The 18918-nt window shown below is 63.1% G+C and carries 13 protein-coding genes and 1 riboswitch; of the genes, 5 read left to right on the forward strand and 8 right to left on the reverse strand.

Annotated elements, in window-relative coordinates; translation table 11 throughout:
- The first annotated feature begins 339 nt into the window (after positions 1-339).
- Both CFB89_RS17855 and CFB89_RS17860 read left to right on the forward strand, forming a co-directional pair.
- On the forward strand, positions 340-2187 hold the full coding sequence (locus CFB89_RS17855) for a peptidase S10 (protein ID WP_089469005.1): 1848 nt from the start codon (positions 340-342) through the stop codon (positions 2185-2187).
- 43 nt (positions 2188-2230) lie between these two features.
- Positions 2231-2662, forward strand: coding sequence for a 2-oxoglutarate dehydrogenase (locus tag CFB89_RS17860; RefSeq protein WP_089469006.1), 432 nt, complete (start codon positions 2231-2233; stop codon positions 2660-2662).
- A 256-nt stretch (positions 2663-2918) separates the two neighbouring features.
- Here CFB89_RS17860 and CFB89_RS17865 read toward each other — a convergent pair whose 3' ends face one another.
- The gene (locus CFB89_RS17865; RefSeq protein WP_089469007.1) at positions 2919-3998 is read right to left on the reverse strand and encodes a zinc-binding alcohol dehydrogenase family protein; all 1080 of its coding nucleotides are present in this window, start codon (positions 3996-3998) and stop codon (positions 2919-2921) included.
- Between the two features lie 110 nt (positions 3999-4108).
- Between CFB89_RS17865 and CFB89_RS17870 the strand changes: the two genes are divergently transcribed.
- Positions 4109-4900, forward strand: coding sequence for a helix-turn-helix transcriptional regulator (locus tag CFB89_RS17870; protein WP_089469008.1), 792 nt, complete (start codon positions 4109-4111; stop codon positions 4898-4900).
- A gap of 93 nt (positions 4901-4993) precedes the next feature.
- On the opposite strand, the gene CFB89_RS17875 is transcribed toward CFB89_RS17870, so the two are convergent.
- The 6 genes from CFB89_RS17875 to CFB89_RS17900 form a co-directional block, all read right to left on the reverse strand.
- On the reverse strand, positions 4994-6472 hold the full coding sequence (locus tag CFB89_RS17875) for an aminotransferase class V-fold PLP-dependent enzyme (protein WP_089469009.1): 1479 nt from the start codon (positions 6470-6472) through the stop codon (positions 4994-4996).
- Positions 6473-6638: 166 nt separating this feature from the next.
- The gene (locus tag CFB89_RS17880; RefSeq protein ID WP_179233470.1) at positions 6639-6971 is read right to left on the reverse strand and encodes a TrfB-related DNA-binding protein; all 333 of its coding nucleotides are present in this window, start codon (positions 6969-6971) and stop codon (positions 6639-6641) included.
- Positions 6972-7229 (reverse strand): PAAR domain-containing protein, encoded by a 258-nt coding sequence (locus CFB89_RS17885; RefSeq protein WP_089469010.1) that lies wholly within the window; start codon positions 7227-7229, stop codon positions 6972-6974.
- A gap of 79 nt (positions 7230-7308) precedes the next feature.
- Positions 7309-8790: a virulence factor gene (locus tag CFB89_RS17890; protein WP_179233471.1), complete on the reverse strand. Its 1482-nt coding sequence runs from the start codon at positions 8788-8790 to the stop codon at positions 7309-7311.
- Entirely contained in the window at positions 8787-11099 is a 2313-nt protein-coding gene (locus tag CFB89_RS17895) for a hypothetical protein (RefSeq protein ID WP_089469011.1), read from the reverse strand. The genes CFB89_RS17890 and CFB89_RS17895 overlap by 4 nt, the downstream gene beginning before the upstream one ends.
- Positions 11100-11118: 19 nt before the next feature.
- Positions 11119-13881 (reverse strand): type VI secretion system Vgr family protein, encoded by a 2763-nt coding sequence (locus CFB89_RS17900; RefSeq protein WP_089469012.1) that lies wholly within the window; start codon positions 13879-13881, stop codon positions 11119-11121.
- An 814-nt stretch (positions 13882-14695) separates the two neighbouring features.
- Between CFB89_RS17900 and CFB89_RS17905 the strand changes: the two genes are divergently transcribed.
- Both CFB89_RS17905 and CFB89_RS17910 read left to right on the forward strand, forming a co-directional pair.
- Entirely contained in the window at positions 14696-15454 is a 759-nt protein-coding gene (locus CFB89_RS17905) for a hypothetical protein (protein WP_306427131.1), read from the forward strand.
- Positions 15455-15604: 150 nt separating this feature from the next.
- A riboswitch (SAM-I-IV-variant riboswitch) is annotated at positions 15605-15708 on the forward strand.
- Between the two features lie 42 nt (positions 15709-15750).
- A complete protein-coding gene (locus tag CFB89_RS17910) occupies positions 15751-16104 on the forward strand; it encodes a hypothetical protein (protein ID WP_179233472.1) in 354 nt (117 codons plus the stop codon).
- Positions 16105-17011: 907 nt separating this feature from the next.
- On the opposite strand, the gene glmS is transcribed toward CFB89_RS17910, so the two are convergent.
- Positions 17012-18841 (reverse strand): glutamine--fructose-6-phosphate transaminase (isomerizing), encoded by a 1830-nt coding sequence (gene glmS, locus CFB89_RS17915; RefSeq protein ID WP_089469014.1) that lies wholly within the window; start codon positions 18839-18841, stop codon positions 17012-17014.
- Positions 18842-18918: the final 77 nt, after the last annotated feature.

Below are 18918 nucleotides of genomic sequence, written 5' to 3' on the forward strand. Positions count from 1 at the left end.
ACGAATAATCCCGTTTTCTTTCAAATTCCACACACTGTCTGCCCTTCGCATCATTGCGGGATTTTTAATATCCGAATGATCTTTGACAACGCGGCGCAGCACCGCCTATTTTTGTCATGTCGTAAATTTCGGTAATACAAAAGTTGACCAAACTGCAGGGGGCGCGTCCGAGCACCATTCTCGCCAGCAGTTTGCTGTGTCTGTATCAAGTTCAGTCTCTGAGAAGTCCGATTCCCAACCGCCGACTGCCGACCGTGCAATGCGAGTGGCGGGTAGGCCTGCGCGTGTCGCAGGCGTTGGCGGCCTTTGTGATGCGGTATCCGAAGCCAAAGGAAAGAGATGAAACCAGACAGGAGCAGTACCGGCAGCCGCCGTGTTCGTCGCGGCCGGCTGGCCGGGCTAGGCGCATTGACCGTCATGACACTGGCGCTCGCGGCATGCGGCGGCGACGATTCGTCGTCCGTCGGCGCGTCGAGCCTCGCGCAGGCCACCGCGAGCCAGCAGGCCAGCGCGCAGGCGGCCGGCACGCAGGCGCCCGCCGCCAACCAGCCGTACGTCGACCCGGTCGCATACTCGATGAACGCGACCGACGGCCTCGCGCCGTCGCAGGTATCCGAGAAGGCGGCCGTCATGCATTACCAGTGGAAGGGCGGCGGCAGGACGATCGACTACACGACGACCACCGGCCATCTGACCGCGCAGGACGCGAACGGCAATCCGGAAGCGTCGATGTCGTATGTCGCGTACACCGCGCCGAGCACGAACGGCAAGCCGCGCCCGGTCACGTTCGTCTATAACGGCGGGCCCGGTTCGTCGTCGATCTGGCTGCGGCTCGGCTCGTTCGCGCCGACCCGCGTGGCCACGCCCGATCCGCTGTTCGGCAACAACTGGCCGAACTATCCGCTCGTCGACAACGCGGACAGCCTGATCGACACCACCGACCTCGTGTTCATCGACCCGCCCGGCACCGGGCTGTCGGAAGCCGTGTTGCCGAACACCAACCAGAAGTACTGGGGTTCCGACGTGGACGTGAACATCATGCGCGACTTCATCCAGCGCTACCTGAACGTCAACAGCCGCGGCACGTCGCCGATCTACCTGTACGGCGAATCGTACGGCACGCCGCGTACCGACATGCTCGCGCTCGCGCTCGAATCGGCCGGCGTGCACCTGACGGGCATCGTGCTGCAGTCGTCGATCCTGAACTACTTCGCGGACGCGGTGGAAGCGGTGGCGATCACGCAGTCGACCGAAGGGTTATTGCTCGACACCGATACGGTGGCCGGCTATCTGCCCGGCTATGCGGCGGTCGCGGCGTACTTCAACCAGGTGTCGCCGGCGCCGGTGAACCAGGATCTGTACGCACTGCAGACGGAACTGTTCACGACGCTGATCTACAACCAGTTGCAGAAGTACTCGCAGTCGTGGGTGTTGAGCCAGCTCGGCATTCCGGATGCGCTCGGCACGCCGGTGTTCCCGAGCGACGCGACGCTCAGGCTCTGGTCGATTCCGTCGAGCCTCACGCAGCAGGCGCTGCGCGGCTATTTCAACGCGAATCCGTTCGGCACGAGCCTGCTGCCCGGCACGACGATCGGCCGCTATGACGGGCGCGTGTCGCTGCCGAATTCGGACCCGCGGCTGCAGAACGACGGCGATCCGTCCGACATCCTGATCTCGCAGCCGTTCACGAACGCGCTCGCGACGCAAATGCCGGACTACCTCGGCTATACGGCCCCGAACGCGACCTACCTGCCGCTGAACGACGACATCATCGGCGTCTGGGACTTCTCGCACGACGGCCAGCCGATGCCGGACACGATCCCCGATCTGCTCGGTGCGCTGCAGCTCAACCCGAAGCTTCGCGTGCTCGCGGAGAACGGCTTCCACGATCTCGCGACGCCGTTCTTCAGCACCGAGAAGCAGCTCGCTCGGCTGCAGACGGTGAAGGGCCTCAATCCGAAGCTGCAGGTGAACTTTTTCCAGGGCGGTCACATGATCTACCTGGACGACGTCGCTCGTCCGCAGATGAAGCGGGATTTGCAGACGTTCTACAAGGGCGCGCGGATTCCGACGGCGCTGACGCTGCACACGCTGCCGCCGCCGTGGCCGGATGAAAACCCGCCCAGCGTACCGACCGGCGGCGCCCCGGGCGCGACGGCCGCGACGACGCTGGCGGCGGCCCCTTGAGCGACGGACTCCTTATCGAAGGAACCCTCTATTCATCCATTGAATGCGAGCGATCATGTCCCTAATCCAATTGATGCGGCGTATGTCTCCGTTGATCGTGCTCGGTGCCCTGATGAGCAGTGCCTACGCGTTGCCGCCGCAGGCGGTGGCGCCGGTGAAGCTGCCGCACGGCGGGCGCGGTGTCGACGGTCCGTTCTTTCCGGCCACGCGGGCGGCGCCGGTGTTGCCGTCGACCGGCGCGGCGTTGCAGCAGCAGGCGCAGCAGCGCGTCGACGCGCGGCTCGGCGGCAATACCGTGCTGAGCAACGGCGCGGCCGTGACGAAGGCGCAGGCGCAGAGCAGCGGGCTCGGCTTCGTGTCGAAGCATTTCGACGAGATCGATGCGAAACACACCGGCCGCGTGACGATGAGCGACGTGCGGCAGTTCATCCGGCAGCGGCAGGTGCAGGCGCAGCAGGAACAGCAGGACGAGTGACGTAGCGAGGCAGGGCGGCGGCCGGTGCGATGGAGATCGCACCGGCCGCCGCGCGTTTTTCATCCCGCATGCCGCGGGCATCGGGGGCGTCCTATTCCGTCTGTCGCTCGTCGCGTCCGGTTCGATCCGCGCGTCGGGGCGGAGCGATTCGGTGCTGCCCGGCGTGCTCGCCGATATCGCGGCGCGCTACGACGATGCGACGTCCAGCTGGGTCGCGCTGCAACTGGCGTATCCGAAGTAGTACCCGTCGTGCAGGCTACGGCGCGATCACCGTCATCCTGAACGGCCCGCCATGTTCCGCCGCATGCGCGACCGCGTCGTTCGCGTCGTCGAGCGCGAAGACCGTCACGTCGAAATGCCCGAGGTCGAGCAGCCCGCCGCGCACGAGCCCCGTCATCAGCGTTACGGCTTCCGTCGGGTACATCCATTTGCCGCGCAGCGTGATGTCGTTGCGCATGATCCACGGATACGGCAGCTCGAGCCCGGCTCCGCCGAGCATGCCGACGCCGCCCATCAGCACCACGCGTCCATAAGGACGCACGGCCATCACGGCGGCGCGCACCGTCGTCGCCGGCACCGACGGCGGCATCAGGTCGATCACGCAGTCGATCGGCCCCGGCGCCGCCTGCTGCATGCGGATGCGGTCCGCGGTTTCGTCGCCGGTCAGCGCGACCGTGCGCACGCGTTCGCCGAAGCGGCGTTCGAGATCCGCCAGCACGCGTGCATTGCGGCCGGGCGCGACCACGCATTGTGCGCCCATCGCCAACGCGACCGCGATACAGGCGCTGCCGAAATTGCCGGTCGCGCCGCTGACGAGCAGGATTTCACCGGCGCGCAGGTCGGACGCAAGCAGGCCGCCGTACGGCACCAGCAACGTATTGAGCGCGCACCAGCGCGCGGCGTCGGCCGGCGTTATCGCGCCGATCTGCACCGCGTTCTCGGTCGGCACGCGCAGCCGCTCGGCGAACGGGCCGTCGTGAAAATAGCGCTGCAACTGCTTGCCGCCTTCGCCGCGTGCGCTCCAGCCCTGCAGCACGATGTCGGGCATCCGCGCATCGTCGCGCGAGCGTACGGTCGGGTCGCAGAACACCCAGTCGCCCGGCCGCAACCGCGTCGCGTCGGGGCCGGTTTGCCGGACCCGGCCGATCGCGCCGCAGCCGGGCACCATCGGCAGTTCGATCGGATAGCGGCGCTCGCCGCTGAACACTTCCCGCGCATAGGACAAGACCGGTGTCGCGACGACATCCACGATGACTTCGCCGGTGCCGAGCACGGGGTCCGGCATCGTTTCGATCGCGAGCGGCTGGCCGAGCGACTTCAGAATCGCAGCTTTCATGACGCTTCCTGAGGGTGGGGGACGCGCCGATTCTGGCAGGCTTAGAATTCGCAACAAGGCCCGGCGCGAGCCCAGGATTGGCCGGTACCACCCTGCATGGAGCGACCCCGATGACCGTCACCACGCGAACCCCGTTCGGCGATTTCCTGCGCTCGCGGCGCAAGAAGCTGCGCCCGGATGCCGTCGGCCTGCATGACGGCCCGCGCCGGCGCACGCCCGGCCTGCGGCGCGAGGAAGTCGCGGAACGGGCGGGCATCGGCGTCGACTGGTACGTGCGGCTCGAGCAGGGGCGCGACGTCAACCCGTCGGATGCGACGCTCGACGCGCTGGCGCGTGCGTTGCGGCTCGACAAGGCCGAAGCCGCCCATCTGCGCATGCTCGCGCGGCGCGATGCGTCACGTGCGTTCGTGCCGGAGCGCGTGCCGCCGACCATCGCGCGGCTCGTCGCGCATCTTCAGCAGCCTGCCTACGTGACCGGCCGGCGCTGGGACATCCTCGCGTGGAATGCCGCTGCGGCCGAGCTGCTCGGCTTCGACCGGCTGGCACCAGCCGATCGCAACATCCTCGTCTACATGTTCATCGAGCCGCATGCGCGTGCGCTGTTCGCCGCGGGCTGGGCCGACGAGGCGCGCCGGATGATCGCGCTGTTTCGCACGAACCACGATCTCTACGCGAACGATCCGGCGTTCGTCGAACTGGTCGCGCGCTTGCGCGTCGGCAGCGGCGAGTTCGCGCAATGGTGGGATGCGCACGACGTGCGCAGCGGCGTGTCGGGCGAGAAGGTGCTCGTGCATGCGCAACGTGGCATCCAGCGCTACGAGTACGCGACGTTCCAGGCGAACGACGATCCCGCGCTGAAGCTCGCGATCTATACGCCGGTGAGCGACGATGAACGGACGTGATGCGGAAGTGACCGGCCCCACCTGGCGGCCACGCGGCGAAGCATCGGCTCCATGCGTGAGCGCAGGTGGTTGGGTGTAACGGCGGGGGGCGGCTTATGCCGTGCGTCGCGCGGACAACCGATTCCACAGCATGCCGGAGCGGCTGCCGCTGCGGCAATACGCGAGCACCGGCTTCGGCAGCATGTCGACCAGTGCGCCGAACGCATCGACTTCCGCGTCGCCGATGCGGTCGCGTTCGACCGGCAGGTAGCGCGCGTCCATGCCCAGTTCGCGCGCGGCGGCGGCGATCTCCTCGAACGCCGGCTGATCCGCGCCTTCGCCGTCCGGCCGGTTGCAGATCACCGCGCGGAAACCGGCATTGCGGATCGCCTTCAGGTCGGCCGGCGTGATCTGCCGCGACGCGGTGAAGCCGGTCGCCGCGGCTGCCCGGCATTGCTCGATCGCCCGCGCGAAACAGGCGATCGCGTAGTCCACATCCTGCTCCGTCGTGAAACGCCCGAAACTGATGCGCACGGTGCGGCCTGCCGCCCCCGCATCGAGGCCGATCGCGGTCAACACGTGGGACGGCGCGCCGCTGGTCGAATTGCATGCGGAGGTGGACGACACGGCGAGCGCTTCGCCGAGCATGAACGGGAAGAAGCCCGGCGCGTGCACCGTCAGGCTCAGCGTGTGCGGGATGCGACGGGCCGCGGCCGCGTTCTGCGTGACGTCGCCGAGCGTGGACAGCGCTTCGGTGAGCCGCGCGCCGAGCGCCGCGATCCGTGCGGCTTCGCCGTCGAGTTTTTCGGCGGCGAGTTCGCACGCGATGCCCATGCCGACGATCTGATGCGTGGCGAGCGTGCCCGAACGCAATCCGCGCTCGTGGCCGCCGCCGTGGATCTGCGGCGCGATCCGGCTCGCGATCTCGCGGCGGACGAACAGTGCGCCGATGCCCTTCGGGCCGTACACCTTGTGGGCGGACATCGACATCAGGTCGATGCCGAGCGCGCGCACGTCGATCGGCGTCTTGCCGAGCGCCTGCGCGGCGTCGACGTGGAGCAGCGCGCCGGCCGCCTGCACGATGCGGGCGATCGCGCCGATGTCGGTCAGCGTGCCGATCTCGTTGTTCACGAGCATCAGCGACACGAGGCCCGTGTCCGGGCCGATCGCAGCCGCCACCGCGTCGGCGGTGATTTCGCCGTGGGCGTCGGGCGTCAGGAAGGTGACCTGCATGCCATTCCTGGACAGGTTCGCCATCGTGTCGAGAATGGCCTTGTGCTCGAGGCGGCTCGTGATCAGGTGGCGCTTGCCGGTCGCGTTTTCCGCATAGCCCTTCAGCGCGAGATTGTTCGATTCGGTGGCGCCCGAGGTCCAGACGATCTCGTCGGCGTCCGCGCCGATGAGGGCGGCCACTTGCGCGCGGGCGTGCTCGACCTTGTCTTTCGCGAGCCGGCCGGCGGTGTGCGAGCTGGATGCGGGATTGCCGAAGATGCCGTCGAAGCCGAGACAGGCCGTCATCGCTTCGATCACGCGGGGATCGGCGGGGGTCGTGGCTGCGTAGTCGAGGTAGTGCAGCGGGGTGGGTTCGCTCATGTCCGTCTCTTGCTGATTGCGTAGTGACGGAAATGATACGGGGGACAGAAAGGAAAAAGGATCCAAAGTTGGTTGGGGATTCGGCTCGAAGTGGAATTACGTTTTCTTTGTGATGGGATTGGAGGAATTCATTTCTCCGTGGGTTCGCTGGCTGGAATCGTCGCGATTACGTCGCCGCATCGGGGCCGGGTTGGGTCGATAACCGGTGCGCATCCCGCACCCATGCCAGCAGCGCCTGCTCGTACCTCGACGGAATCGTGACCGTGAGCGTCGTCAGGCGGGCGGCGTTGCATGGCAGCTCGAGATAGCGTCGCCAGGCTTTTCGCACAAGTTGCGACATCGCGGAGTGCGTCATGCCGAGTTCGGCGGCCAGCGCTCGCTGTGATCTGCCCTTCACGAAAATCTCATGCAACGCCCACTGGTTCAGCGGCTTGATCCTCGTATCGTGCATCCGTAACAGCAGGAACTGTTGGGCGGTCATGCGTCGGGTCGTCGGCATTCAGATTCGCCCCGAATGTTGAAGCGACGAGATCAATTCCGCGCCGCACGAAGTCTTGTGGCCATCGAACGCGGCGGGGTGGCCGTCGATGTCGAAGGCCGGGTCGCCTTCGGCAATCGTGCAGGCGCCATGAATCGGACACGAGCACGCGTCGCCGATACGAGCGACCGCGCGTCCCATCACCGTGCTTTTTCGGGCGCCGGATTCGACCCGGCCGCCGTGGGTGTGCGTATCTTCTACCCGGATAATTCCCCGCATGGGATTTCGTCCTCCAAATGGTTTGAGGTCTGACGCGGCGATCACGTTCGGATGAAGCAATCTGCTGCACCGGTGTGCATCACCATGAATAGCCTTGCATGCCGTAATTTGTATCGTGCCGACGCCCCCACCACGGCAGGTAGGCATTGTTGCCGCCGCGTGCGCGGAACCAGTCCTTGTCGGGATCGATCGGCGTGAGCTTCGACGGTGGTCGGACGACGACCGCGACGGGATGCTCGGGATCGGTCGTGCCGGCGACGAGTGCGTTGCCGCCAAAGTGATTGATCCGGCCGATGGCGAGCGCGACGTCGGTCAATGCGCTGCCGGTTCCCATGTCGCCGAGTAGGGCGGCCGTGTTGAATGTCTGCTTGCGGTGGTCGTATTCGGGGAGGGTTTCGGTCAAGGTCTGCGCGAGCACGGCAAGACGTGCCGACGATGCGTCGCTGCCTTTACCTGCGTCGTGAACGATGTAGTGGAGATCCGAGACCGCGACGCCGGTGTTGCGTGCCGCTTGGTCGATGGTCGCCTTCCACGCCTGCACGGCGCGGGTCGTGCCGACCTTCTGCGGAAAATCACGCGTGTTACTGGTTGCGGCCTTGCCGATCCAGGCAAGCGGTTCGCGCTCAGTGTTGAACGTTGGACCAGCGAGGAACAGCACGACAAGGTTCTCGTTGATCTGCGCATCCGCGGGCGGGAAGTTGGGCGCGTCCCAGTTCATCACCCAGACGCTCTTGTCGGGGTTCGACTGCAAGTAGTCCAAGGCTTTGTTCAGGGATGTGAATCCGGCGTTTGGCCCGCCTTGTGTGATTTGCACATCGGGAGGCGTGTCGCGGCTCCACAAAGTCTTGGGGAACGGCGGGCCGATTTCGAAGTATTCGACAATCTCCTTGGTCAATGTTGCTCTGGCATAAATCGGGTCGAGCCTTGGGGGTATCGCAACTTCAACGTGAATGCCGGCGAGTTCGCGCCAGTCTTTTGAATTGTCTGGATTCACCGTGTAGAAGTACTTTGCGTTTGTCGCATAACGGGTATGCATCAACCCAAGTGCCTCGTTGATGTACTTGTGATAGAAGCCTTTAAACGTCTCTGTCCCATCATTGCCATACGCAATGCCTGCTACAGATTGCAGCGTTGCGAACGACTTCGGATCGGTTCGCACCATGTCATCGTTCTTGTTCGGTGCTGAGAGCCCTTGCGTCCACAATAATTGCCATTGCGTCGGGTAGTCTTTACGCTCCAATGGATTTAACCAGATTAACCCAGCGACCTGTACGACGAAAGGCTTCGACGCTTCTTCCGCAGAAGGCTCCGCATGCGTTACGAGTTCCGTCGCGGGGGCCGCGTGTGCCGACCGTACCATGGCCGTGGTGAATAGGAGCACCAGGAGTGCAGCCAGGCTGGGCACGACTACAAATCGCTTCATCCAATCTCCTATTTCCAGTTGTATCGGGTCCGGTTGTTCTACGTGCGCAATCAACGACGCCATGAGTATGGCCGCGATCATCCATGCTGCGACCGCAAGGGCTGCACGTCGCGGCCAGGTAGCGATCAGTGCCTTCATATCGCACCCCCCACCTTCAGATAGAACTGACCCTCTCGTTCATCCGTGATCGTGTCCGGCATCTTGCCTTCACTGCTTTCCGCATGTACCCATTCATGCATCGGCAATGTGTCGAGCATCCCTTTTGTGAAGTAGTCGGCATATTTCTTGTTTGAACTGTCCTCTGGGATACCGTTTCCCATCCGCCAATCGGCTTCAATCCGTAGCGCTTTCATTTGCTCGGGCGTCAGATAGCAAACCCCGATCGCCACGTCGTACGCAAGTGCCTTTTCGGCGTGCTCCGGATTGGTCATCGTCGTGGAATGGTTCGTCGGACTGTTGGTCGAGCCACGATCGAGCCAATCGACAATCTGCTTGTCGCGCCATTCCTTGTAGCCCTCCGGCATTTCGCTCTTGCCGTCCTCGCCGATCACGTGGCCATCACCATCGAGCCATGCCGTATTCAGCGTTCGCCGCGCCTCCATCCGCATCAACGCGCGGTCCTCGTAACGCTGTCCGGCTTCGCTCTTTGCCGTCCCTTGCGCGACACTGTCCGCGTTCTTCGCCTCGTACTGATCGTAAGGATCGTCCGCGCGCTTGTCTGCCTCGCTCTTGCTTGCGTCGCGCCACGCGGCTGGCGGATCGTTGCCTTCGTTGAAGTCGCTCACCGCGGCGCCGTCCGTCGTTTTGACCGGCTTGCCGAACCGCTTCGCTTTCGGCGGGAATGGCTCGTCGAGTGCCGGAGCGTCCGCCACGATGGTCCATCTCTGTGGCGGATTGGCATTCACGCGGAACATGTTCAACGCCGAGCTGAACCCGGTCACGACGAACATGAGCGGCGCAGTCGCCAGTGTTGCCGCCACTCCCCAGATGGTCTCATTCCCTTTGAGCGCACCGATGAGATTGAATTTGGCAGGCGGCGAAGGCGGATACCAGAATCCCGACGTCGTTCCCTTTTTGTTATGCCGCCAGTCATCTTCCCAATACCGATAGCGCTCCTGCACGCCAACCTGGAAGCCGGAGGCAAAGACGCGCTGCGTCAGCACGCCGGGGACGCTGATATCGTTCAGCTCGTTCTCGTCGATGCCGCGCCAGCCGATGCCCTGAACCGTGACCGCCGAAATCACCTGGTCGTGTGGACAGCAATACGCGGTGACGCGACCATATGTCGACCCGTTCAGGCCGTGGCGAGCCCGATCCTCTTGTGCCGCATAAGACCGCTTGCTGCTCGGCGATACCCGTTCGTTGGCCATGTCCTCATCGATCTTGCCGGCGGGCAGTTCGTAGGCTTTGCGCGTGCCGATGATCGACAGAAACTTGCCGAACGTTTTCGTGCGCGCGGCGTAGGTCTGCCGTCCGCGACGACCGCTGCCGTCCCTGGTCGCGCGTTGCGACCAGGTATCCATGAACGTATCGGATGGATTCGGGCCGTCTGCGCGCGCAAGGCTGTACGGCGCATTCGCCAGTACGTAGGCATCCGCCACGCAATGCCCGCTACGTCCCCACGGATCTTCGACATCGGGCAGTGCATCGCCGAAGAACGCCGCCGTCAGGCCTACGATGTTGCCCTGGCTATGGCACACGACGGTAATCGGCACGTCGGCCTGCATGCGGCGAATCGACTCGATCAGCCTCGCAAGGCGCAACGCCGCGAGCACGCCATACGCACGGGGCGGTGCGCGATACAGCGGCCGGTTGGTCGGGTTGATCCCCTGGACGCTCAACCACCCGGCCGCACGATCGTCGAGGCCGCCGTGCCAGAGATCGGGCAGGCTCGCGCAGCCATTCGTGAACGGGCCGCCGCCCCAATAGTCCTTCTCGTTCAGAAAGATCTTGTCGCCGTACTCTTTCAGCTCTGCGGCGGTTGCCCGATAGCCCCATCGGAAATGGATGACCGGCGAGAAGGACGGATCGGCTTTGATGTAGTTGCCGGACCAAAGCTTCGGATTCAGAAACCCGTCCGGCGTCACGCTTTCCGTGTACTTCGCGGGCACCAATTGCCCGGCGTCGATGCCGTGATACTTGAGTTGATCATCCAGTCGCCCGAGCCGGCGGTTCAGGCCATCGCACAACCCTTGCTCGGCCGCCTCGAACCATTCACCTTCGGAGTTCACGCCATGGACGAAGATGACGACACCAGGCAACGGCATTTGCTTGATGCAGATCAGCCGGGTGTCTTTCGTCCACATCGAGACCCCGTCGCTCCGGCCGACGACGATCTGAGGTGGCTCCGGGCGCCGCGCAGCCACGTCGGGCACGTCGGTCTTCGCGGCGTGCTCGTTGGTGCGTGCGTCCTCTTCCGGCCGAGGATCGAGAGATGAATCAATCATCCGGACTCCTGCGCTTGCGTTAAACATTCTTCTTGGTGAACTGCACCGCGAGCCTCTCGAACCGGTCGGTATCGACCGCCGGCAGTTCCCCGGCCGTGTCGGTCGTCAAACTCGACAGCGTTCCCGATGCTTTTCGAACCTGTCCTTCGAACCCCGGCGCCGCGTTACCGTCCGTCGGGCGGATCAGCTTCGGGATGCGGCCGAGCGTATGTCGATCGAAGGCCGGCAGATCGACGCTCATGCTTGCGGGGCCGTCCCACGCATGACCATCGGATTTCACGGTGAACTTGCCGGGGCATCCGAGTTCGATATCGCTCCCGTGCAGCTTGAGATACGCACCGCCGGACGTGACGAATACGACTTCGTCGCTTGCCGTGCCGGCAAGCCTGCCGTCGGCCGCAGTCAACTGGATGTTTTTGCCGGACTCGATTTGCGTGTCGTCATTCTGCGATTGAAGGGCCACTTTCCCCTGATGCGCGATCGCCGATACACCGACGCCATGCGCGAACATCGCGACGCCGCGCCCGGCATGCAGATTGATTCGCTCGCCGCTCGTGATTTGCATGTGTTGCTGCGCGATCTGATCGATGTTCTCGCCCGCATACGTGACGTGCGTTTTCGGCGTGACGTTCAGCGACCCCGCTTGCGCGCCGAACGCCATGAACGCGGATGCGTCGTCGGTGGAGCCGGATTCCACCCGGCCGGGTTTCCAGTGACGGAATGCATTGGCGATGTTGTCCTGGCCGGCCGTGTCGGCGGATTGCCCGCCGTGCTGGCCGGCGTGATCGCCGAGCGACTTGAACAGCGCCATGCATTGATCGAGCAAGCGGATCAATTCATCGCGATCGAGCTGACCACCGGTTGCGTGCGAACGCGCATAGGTCGTCAACAGCATGCCCTGGGCGGCGCGCAACGCCGCAGCGGCGTCGGTGCGCAACTCCGCGCCTTCGCCCCGATCGCTCCCGTGCCCGTCCTTGCGCGGCTGCGTCAGGTAGCCGAGATTCAACTGGGTATGCGCATGTTCGCTTGCCAACTGCGCGGAGATTTGCGATGGCGTATCGTCCAGGCGAAGCTGATTGTGTCGGCGGCCCTTGATCTCCCGCGTCTTGATCCCGGACACGTAGCGATTGCCCGGCAGCGCGCCGGTATTGCTGAAAGTCGCGGGTGGATTCGCGCCGTTGCTCAACACGCCGATAATCACCAGACGGTCCGGGTCGCCCGACAGGCTTCCCAGCAGGACCTCCATGCCGACACGCGGCAGGAACAGCGCGCCGAAGCATTCGCCCGCGAGACTCGCGGCGACGCGAATCGGCGCGCTGTCGCCGGCCAGGCCGTTCGTGCCGGCGCCTTGCGCGTGCGCATGGTCCGCCGGATCCAGCCCGTGAATCTGCACACGCACGCGGCCGGCCTTGTCGCAAAACACCTCTTCGCCCTGCGTGCCGACGATCGTGCCGGTCAGCAGGTGAACCGGCGGCACGTCGATCGCCGGATCGTAGGCGGGCTTCAGCGGCACACCGCGTTGCACGCACGTGAAACTGTTCTCGTAGCGCGTGTCCGTTGATCCCGATGCGTCGGGTGGCGGGGCGATTGGCGTGAGGTTGTGGCTCGCCGTGAATAGCCCGCTTGTGCGGACCGACAGGTCTTTCGGCAGGTTGTTCCAGATGACGTGTCGAATCGACGTGACGACGAACCGGCGACGATCGATCGACTTCATGTCCAGTTCCGGGTCGCCCGTCAGCGTGAATCCGTGCCCCACCAGCATGTCGCGCACGGTGCCGATGCCTTCGAAGCGCGCGGCCGCGAACTGATGGGCCAGCATCCGGTCGTGCGCGATGCGCGCGTGATCGTTCCACGAGTCGCCGACGTGCGGGATGTCGATCGCGACGTCGGTCAGCAGGCGCGCAAGATCGTTCCCCGACTCGCCCTGGTCGAGGCCGGTGACGGCCTCGAAGTCGTCCATGCGAGCGGTCTTGTAATCCCACGACGGGCGGCGTACCTTGCCGGGCGACAGGCTCTGGTCGTACGCAAAGAGGGTGACGGTGTCACGTTGCTCGACGCCGGCGTCGCGCGGGTGAAGGCGCACGGTGCCGGCCGGTGCGTCCGGCAGACGATGCGGATCGTCGCAGAACACGAGCGTGTGAATCGGCCGCTCGTCGGTCGCGCTGCGCCTTCCGTCGACCGGCGCGGCCTTGGCAAAGACGGTGATGCCTTCCCGGCGCAGCAGACGCCGGATGAAGCGTGCGTCGGATTCGTTGACCTGCCGCGTCAGCTCGCGTGCCGGATACCGATCGGCCCGCAATGCCGACAGGTCGAAATCGAACGCTCGCGCGAGTGCGGGGCTACGCTGTTTCCACTCGTTCATCAGCGTCGCGAGAATGTCCGGCACGCTGCGCGAGCGGAACAGGCGGGCGTTCGTGCGACGATCCATCAATGAAAGGGCGTCGCACACATGGAGCTGATAGACGGTTAGTTCGCCGTCGGATTGACCGGCTCGCACTTCGCGCACGATCGCGTTGATCGCCTGGATGTTGCCGCGATCGGTCGTCAGCCGGATCGATACGGGCAAACCGAGAAACAGCCCAGGCGGCAGATGATCGTAGGTCGATACGCAGGTCAGTTGCCCTTCGATGCCCGACATCAGCCCCTCGCGGATATCGGCATGATGGAGCGCCAGCAGATGGCCGACCGCGCGTTGCGCCTGCCCGAAATGAAGGGAGACGGGACGCTTGTTCAGGTCGACCCGACCCGACGCAAAATTTCTCAAAGTTGCTGCTATCGACATAACGACAATCTCGTTATTGTTGTTCCGGATTCGGATGGGTTCGAATCCGCCTCTCAGGGTGGCAATGCGACGGCGCTTGGAATTTCGGTGCGAAGAATAGCAAGCTATTTCTAGCTTCAACTAATATTTTTATTTTGAGATGGGAAATAATTTATTTTGAGACAATGATTAATGTTTGGTTGGTTTGAGTGGCGTTTTTGTTTGGGTGGGAATATATCGAGTCGATTACTCTGGATTGGTATTTGTCGTGCCTCTTTTGTCCATATCATGTAAATGAAGCCTTTTTGTCAGGACGTGATTGAATTGGAAGTTGGGAATTCGGAATTGTCCCGAATCGAAATGAGCAACGTTACGGCACACCGATTGAAATCGGCGTGAGCGGGCTTGTGCAATGGCACACGATGTGTACGCCCGCCGATCGGATGCCGGAGAAAGCATCTTTCAACATACAAATCCGCCGCCGGATGGTTCGGTTGCGCCGGTGAACGGCGAGCTGGATTCGGACGAATTCCGCGAGCCAGGCGATGCCGCGCGGTGCGTTTGCGGATGCTCGATGGGCGCCGCTGCTCGCTTCCCGTCAGTTGTTGTCGTCAAGGCAACACGGTAGTGTTGTGCTGGCCGTTGACGTGCAGCGGGGCTGATAACGAAGCTGTGACGAAACGTACCGGCATCGACGAATTTCGAACGGCGGGTGCGTTGCCGATCATTCCACCCTATAGTGCTCGTCGTTGATCGATCCGCAAGCAATCGGGGGTTCGTCGTGTTTCACCGGAAATTCAAATTGGGTTGTTCGCGCTTCGCGTGCATCGTCGCCATGACGACGATGCTGGCGCCCGTCGCGGCGCATGCAGAGGGCGAGGTCGGCGACACCCCGACGCACGTTGCGTCGGCTGTCGATCACGGCGCGTCGCCGGCACGACCGATTGTCGGCGACGATCCGGTTGCGATCCGGGATGCGCTGCAGAAGGTGCACGCCAGCACGCTCTCACCTTCGTTGCGCGACCGGGTTCGCGGCGCGGTCGCCGGTGCCGCCGGCCGGCACGACGCGAATCCCGATCTGGCGGCCGTCGGTCTGGATCGTGACGTGACGTTCGTGGTGCCGGTGCGGTACGGGCTGAGATACCGGTCGCGGCGGCAACTGCTGACGCTGGACGTCGACCTGTTCGATGCGGAGCGCGACGGTCGGGCAGGCATCCTGCTCCACAAGGTGACGAAGGGGCCGCGCGGGCGCGGGCTCGTGATTGCACCGGAAGCGAAGGCGAAAGGGTACATCCAGCACGTCGACATCATCGAACTCGAATCCGGACAGGGGAACAAGACCACGGTTCGGAGCCGCATGCGGCTTTCGCCCGCCGAATACGCGCAAACGCATGGCGACTTCGCACTGGTTTTTTCCGGACGCCTGGTTCGGCCTTACCTGACCGAACAAACCGAACATGCCGATCCGAGTATCGAGGAGCCGACGGACATTTCGACGCGGGTCTCTACGTTGCACATGGATCTTCGTGACATCCGGCTGGTGAGTCCGTCGAGCGGCGTTGTGGTGTCGAAGAAGCTGCGGTTGTCGAAGTAGCGGGTTTCGGTGGGCAGGTGATGCCGGTGCGCGGAGAGGGCAGGGCCGGATTAGCGAAACCGTCCGGCCGGAAGGCCGCTTTCCAGGCAGCTTGTTCAACGCCGGATTTTCGGTATAATGAACCAACGTTCGGAATGTCGAACGTGAGAATTCAAGCATCCAGAGTCGGGTTTTCCGACGCCAACCTGCCCTCCCGGGCAAGGTGGACGCCCTTGAGGCGATGCGGCCGATCGACGGCAACGAAACGGGAGCAGCATGGCTGGCACCGGTTCGATAACCATTCATCCGGAGCAACCATGAGCCAAGTTTCCTCCGCTTCCCGCCCGCCCGTCTGTGAAGACTGGTCGCATTTTCTTCCCGGTTTCACGTTGACGCACACGGTTCATCTCGTTTCGAGACGGAATCCTGGCATCGTCTCGACCGCGGCTGCCGTACTCGAAGGGGAAACGGCGACGGTCGATCGGTGGGCTATTACCCGATGTGGTGACGTTCTCGAGCAGAAGATCGTGCTCGGTGAGATGACGGAAGGGCAAGCGGTTCGGGTGCGTGAACGGCTTGCGGCGCTTGACGGCGTGCTCCGGACTAGGGTCGAGCATCATTTCGTTCGGGCGAGGGCGGCGGTGGGAAGTGCGTCGGAGGGCGGCCACTAGACGATGCATGCGCGTCGTCGCTGTATCCGGTGATATGTATGAAGCTGGACTGGAGCAAACGGACAGTGTCAGTTCATCTGACTCAATTCGGCTAGAAGCTGCGATTCGACGACCCGGTCTCAAAGGAGACGCTCATACTCCCGATATGCTCGAAGTTGGCGTCCTGTTTGTAACAGTGTGAGGTGTAGAACGATATGGTGGAAGGCTGGCACGGAGACGATTACATCGTTCTATTTGCAGACGAAGAGGCAGCGGCCACGGCGAGCGCCTGCGGATTTCCTTATCACATGTTCTACGGCGAACTGCGGTGTGCGAAGCGCCGTGACCGGACACGCGCAGGTCATACCACGCGATGGAATCTTGCGCTTCGATACCGTCGACATAGCGGACGCTTACTTGCCGGCCCTATGAAGCGTTCGCTGAGTCAAGTTCTCAATTAGAGGCTGTTTTTTTCGGCGTGGCAGCGGTTGCCGTCAATGCCGTTGACATGGCGCAGTCGCGGTCGGGCGCTTAGCCTATGGTCTAGTGATATGAATCGTGGGATTTCGGAAACAAAACGACTAAACGTCGCCACGAATTCGTTGCAATGTACAAGTGACCGCATCATGTACATTCAACGCTCTCGGCTTGAACCATAAGTACCAACGGCCGCCAAATGGCGGTCGCTGCTTAGGGGTTGTGACCACATTACTGCTCTGCTCAAGAAAAATGACACCAGCTCACGAGTTGCTTAAGGAAAGCGATGGTTACGCATTGTTTTGTGAAAAATACAGAATGGTATTCATGTAAATCAATGATTTATAAGGTAAAGTAATCTGCCAATATTTCACGAAATTGCGCGATGTTTTTTGCCTGAAATTTCAACATATTTTTCCTGCTCCAAGGTTGCCTGCGGCACCGTGCCCCCTCACTCCACCGTCACCGACTTAGCCAGATTCCTAGGCTTATCAATATCCGTCCCCCGAGCCAACGCAGCGTGATACGCAAGCAATTGCATCGGCACCGTATGCAAGATCGGCGACAACGGCCCGTAGTACTCATTCAGCCGAATCACCTCGATCCCTGCACTCGGCACCAACCCACAGTCCACATCCGCGAACACGAACAGCCGACCATTCCGCGCACTGACCTCATGCATGTTCGACCTGAGCTTTTCAAGCAGCATGTCATTCGGCGCAACCGCGATCACCGGCATTTCATTGCTGACGAGCGCCAGCGGCCCATGCTTCAGCTCGCCTGCTGGATAAGCCTCCGCATGAATATAGGAAATCTCCTTCATCTTCAGCGCGCCTTCGAGCGCGATCGGATAATGCATCCCGCGCCCGAGAAACAGCATGTTGTCGCGTCGCGCGAGCAACTCCGACCACGCCATGATCTGCGGTTCCAGCGCGAGCACCTTCGACATCGCATCGGGCAGATGCCGCAGCGCGCGCAGATGTTCCTTCTCCTCGTCGTCGCTCAACCGCCCGCGCACCTGCGCCAGTGACAGCGTCAACAGGAACAGCGCAACGAGCTGCGTCGTAAACGCCTTCGTCGAAGCCACGCCGATTTCTACCCCCGCACGCGTGACGAATTGCAGCGCGCATTCGCGCATCAGCGCGCTCGTCGCGACGTTGCAGATCGCGAGCGTATGCATCATCCCGCTGCGTTTCGCGACATGCACCGCGCCGAGCACATCAGCGGTTTCACCGCTCTGCGACACCGCCACCACCAGCGTGCGCGGATTCGGCACACCGTCGCGATAACGAAACTCGCTGGCGATTTCCACAGTCGCCGGCAACTTCGCGATGCTCTCGATCCAGTACTTCGCGGTCAGCGCGGCGTGATAGCTGCCGCCGCACGCGAGCAGCAGCACCGAATCGACGTCGTTGAACACACGCCACGCTCCATCGCCGAACAGCTCGGGCATGATCGACGAAACGTCGAGCAGCGTATCGGCCACCGCCTGCGGCTGCTCGAAGATCTCCTTCTGCATGTAGTAACGATACGACCCGAGATCGGCCGCGCCGCTATGCGCGGCGACGCGTTGCACCGCGCGTTCGACGCGCTGGCCGTTCGCATCGACGATCCAGTAGCGATGCAGCTGGACATCGGCGACGTCGCCGTTCTCCAGATAGGCAATGCGATCGGTGATGCCCGACAGCGCAATCGCGTCGGAAGCCAGAAAATTCTCGCCTTCGCCGACCCCGACCACGAGCGGCATCCCGTCGCGCGCGCCGACGATCCGGTGCGGTTCGTCGCGGCACATCACGGCGATCGCATAACTGCCACGCAGTCGCGCCACCGCACGCCGTACCGCATCGAACAGGTCGCCGTCGTACAGGTGGTCGATCAAATGCGCAATCGCCTCGCTGTCGGTCTGGCTCGCGAACACGTAGCCGTGCGCCTGCAGTTCCGCGCGCAGTTGGTCGCAGTTCTCGATGATCCCGTTGTGCGACAGCGCGATGCGCGCATTCGCGTCGCTCGGCGAGAAGTGCGGATGCGCATTGAGCGTGACGGGCGCGCCATGCGTGGCCCAGCGCGTATGCGCGATGCCCGTGTAACCGGCCAACGCCAACTCGGCGATCTCGCGCTGCAGGTTCGCGACGCGATCGACGCTGCGGGCGCGCGCCAGCGCGCGGTCGCGGTAGACCACGACGCCGCACGAGTCGTAGCCGCGGTATTCGAGCCGTTTCAGGCCGTCGACCAGGTTCGGCAGGATGTCCCGCTGGGCAACCGCCCCGACGATTCCACACATATCGCGCTCCGTAAATGTCCTGTCTGGATCAGTGAGAGCGATAGTAGAACCGGTGAAATGGAATTAAATTTCAAAAA

It is taken from the genome of Burkholderia sp. AU16741 (assembly GCF_002223345.1).
GTDB lineage: Bacteria > Pseudomonadota > Gammaproteobacteria > Burkholderiales > Burkholderiaceae > Burkholderia > Burkholderia sola.

Bases quoted from the DNA above. Each gene is read 5' to 3' on its own strand.
- CFB89_RS17855 (WP_089469005.1), top strand. From the start codon at position 340: ATGAAACCAGACAGGAGCAGTACCGGCAGCCGCCGTGTTCGTCGCGGC.
- CFB89_RS17860 (WP_089469006.1), top strand. From the start codon at position 2,231: ATGCGAGCGATCATGTCCCTAATCCAATTGATGCGGCGTATGTCTCCG.
- CFB89_RS17865 (WP_089469007.1), bottom strand. From the start codon at position 3,998: ATGAAAGCTGCGATTCTGAAGTCGCTCGGCCAGCCGCTCGCGATCGAA.
- CFB89_RS17870 (WP_089469008.1), top strand. From the start codon at position 4,109: ATGACCGTCACCACGCGAACCCCGTTCGGCGATTTCCTGCGCTCGCGG.
- CFB89_RS17875 (WP_089469009.1), bottom strand. From the start codon at position 6,472: ATGAGCGAACCCACCCCGCTGCACTACCTCGACTACGCAGCCACGACC.
- CFB89_RS17880 (WP_179233470.1), bottom strand. From the start codon at position 6,971: ATGCCGACGACCCGACGCATGACCGCCCAACAGTTCCTGCTGTTACGG.
- CFB89_RS17885 (WP_089469010.1), bottom strand. From the start codon at position 7,229: ATGCGGGGAATTATCCGGGTAGAAGATACGCACACCCACGGCGGCCGG.
- CFB89_RS17890 (WP_179233471.1), bottom strand. From the start codon at position 8,790: ATGAAGGCACTGATCGCTACCTGGCCGCGACGTGCAGCCCTTGCGGTC.
- CFB89_RS17895 (WP_089469011.1), bottom strand. From the start codon at position 11,099: ATGATTGATTCATCTCTCGATCCTCGGCCGGAAGAGGACGCACGCACC.
- CFB89_RS17900 (WP_089469012.1), bottom strand. From the start codon at position 13,881: ATGTCGATAGCAGCAACTTTGAGAAATTTTGCGTCGGGTCGGGTCGAC.
- CFB89_RS17905 (WP_306427131.1), top strand. From the start codon at position 14,696: ATGACGACGATGCTGGCGCCCGTCGCGGCGCATGCAGAGGGCGAGGTC.
- CFB89_RS17910 (WP_179233472.1), top strand. From the start codon at position 15,751: ATGAGCCAAGTTTCCTCCGCTTCCCGCCCGCCCGTCTGTGAAGACTGG.
- glmS (WP_089469014.1), bottom strand. From the start codon at position 18,841: ATGTGTGGAATCGTCGGGGCGGTTGCCCAGCGGGACATCCTGCCGAAC.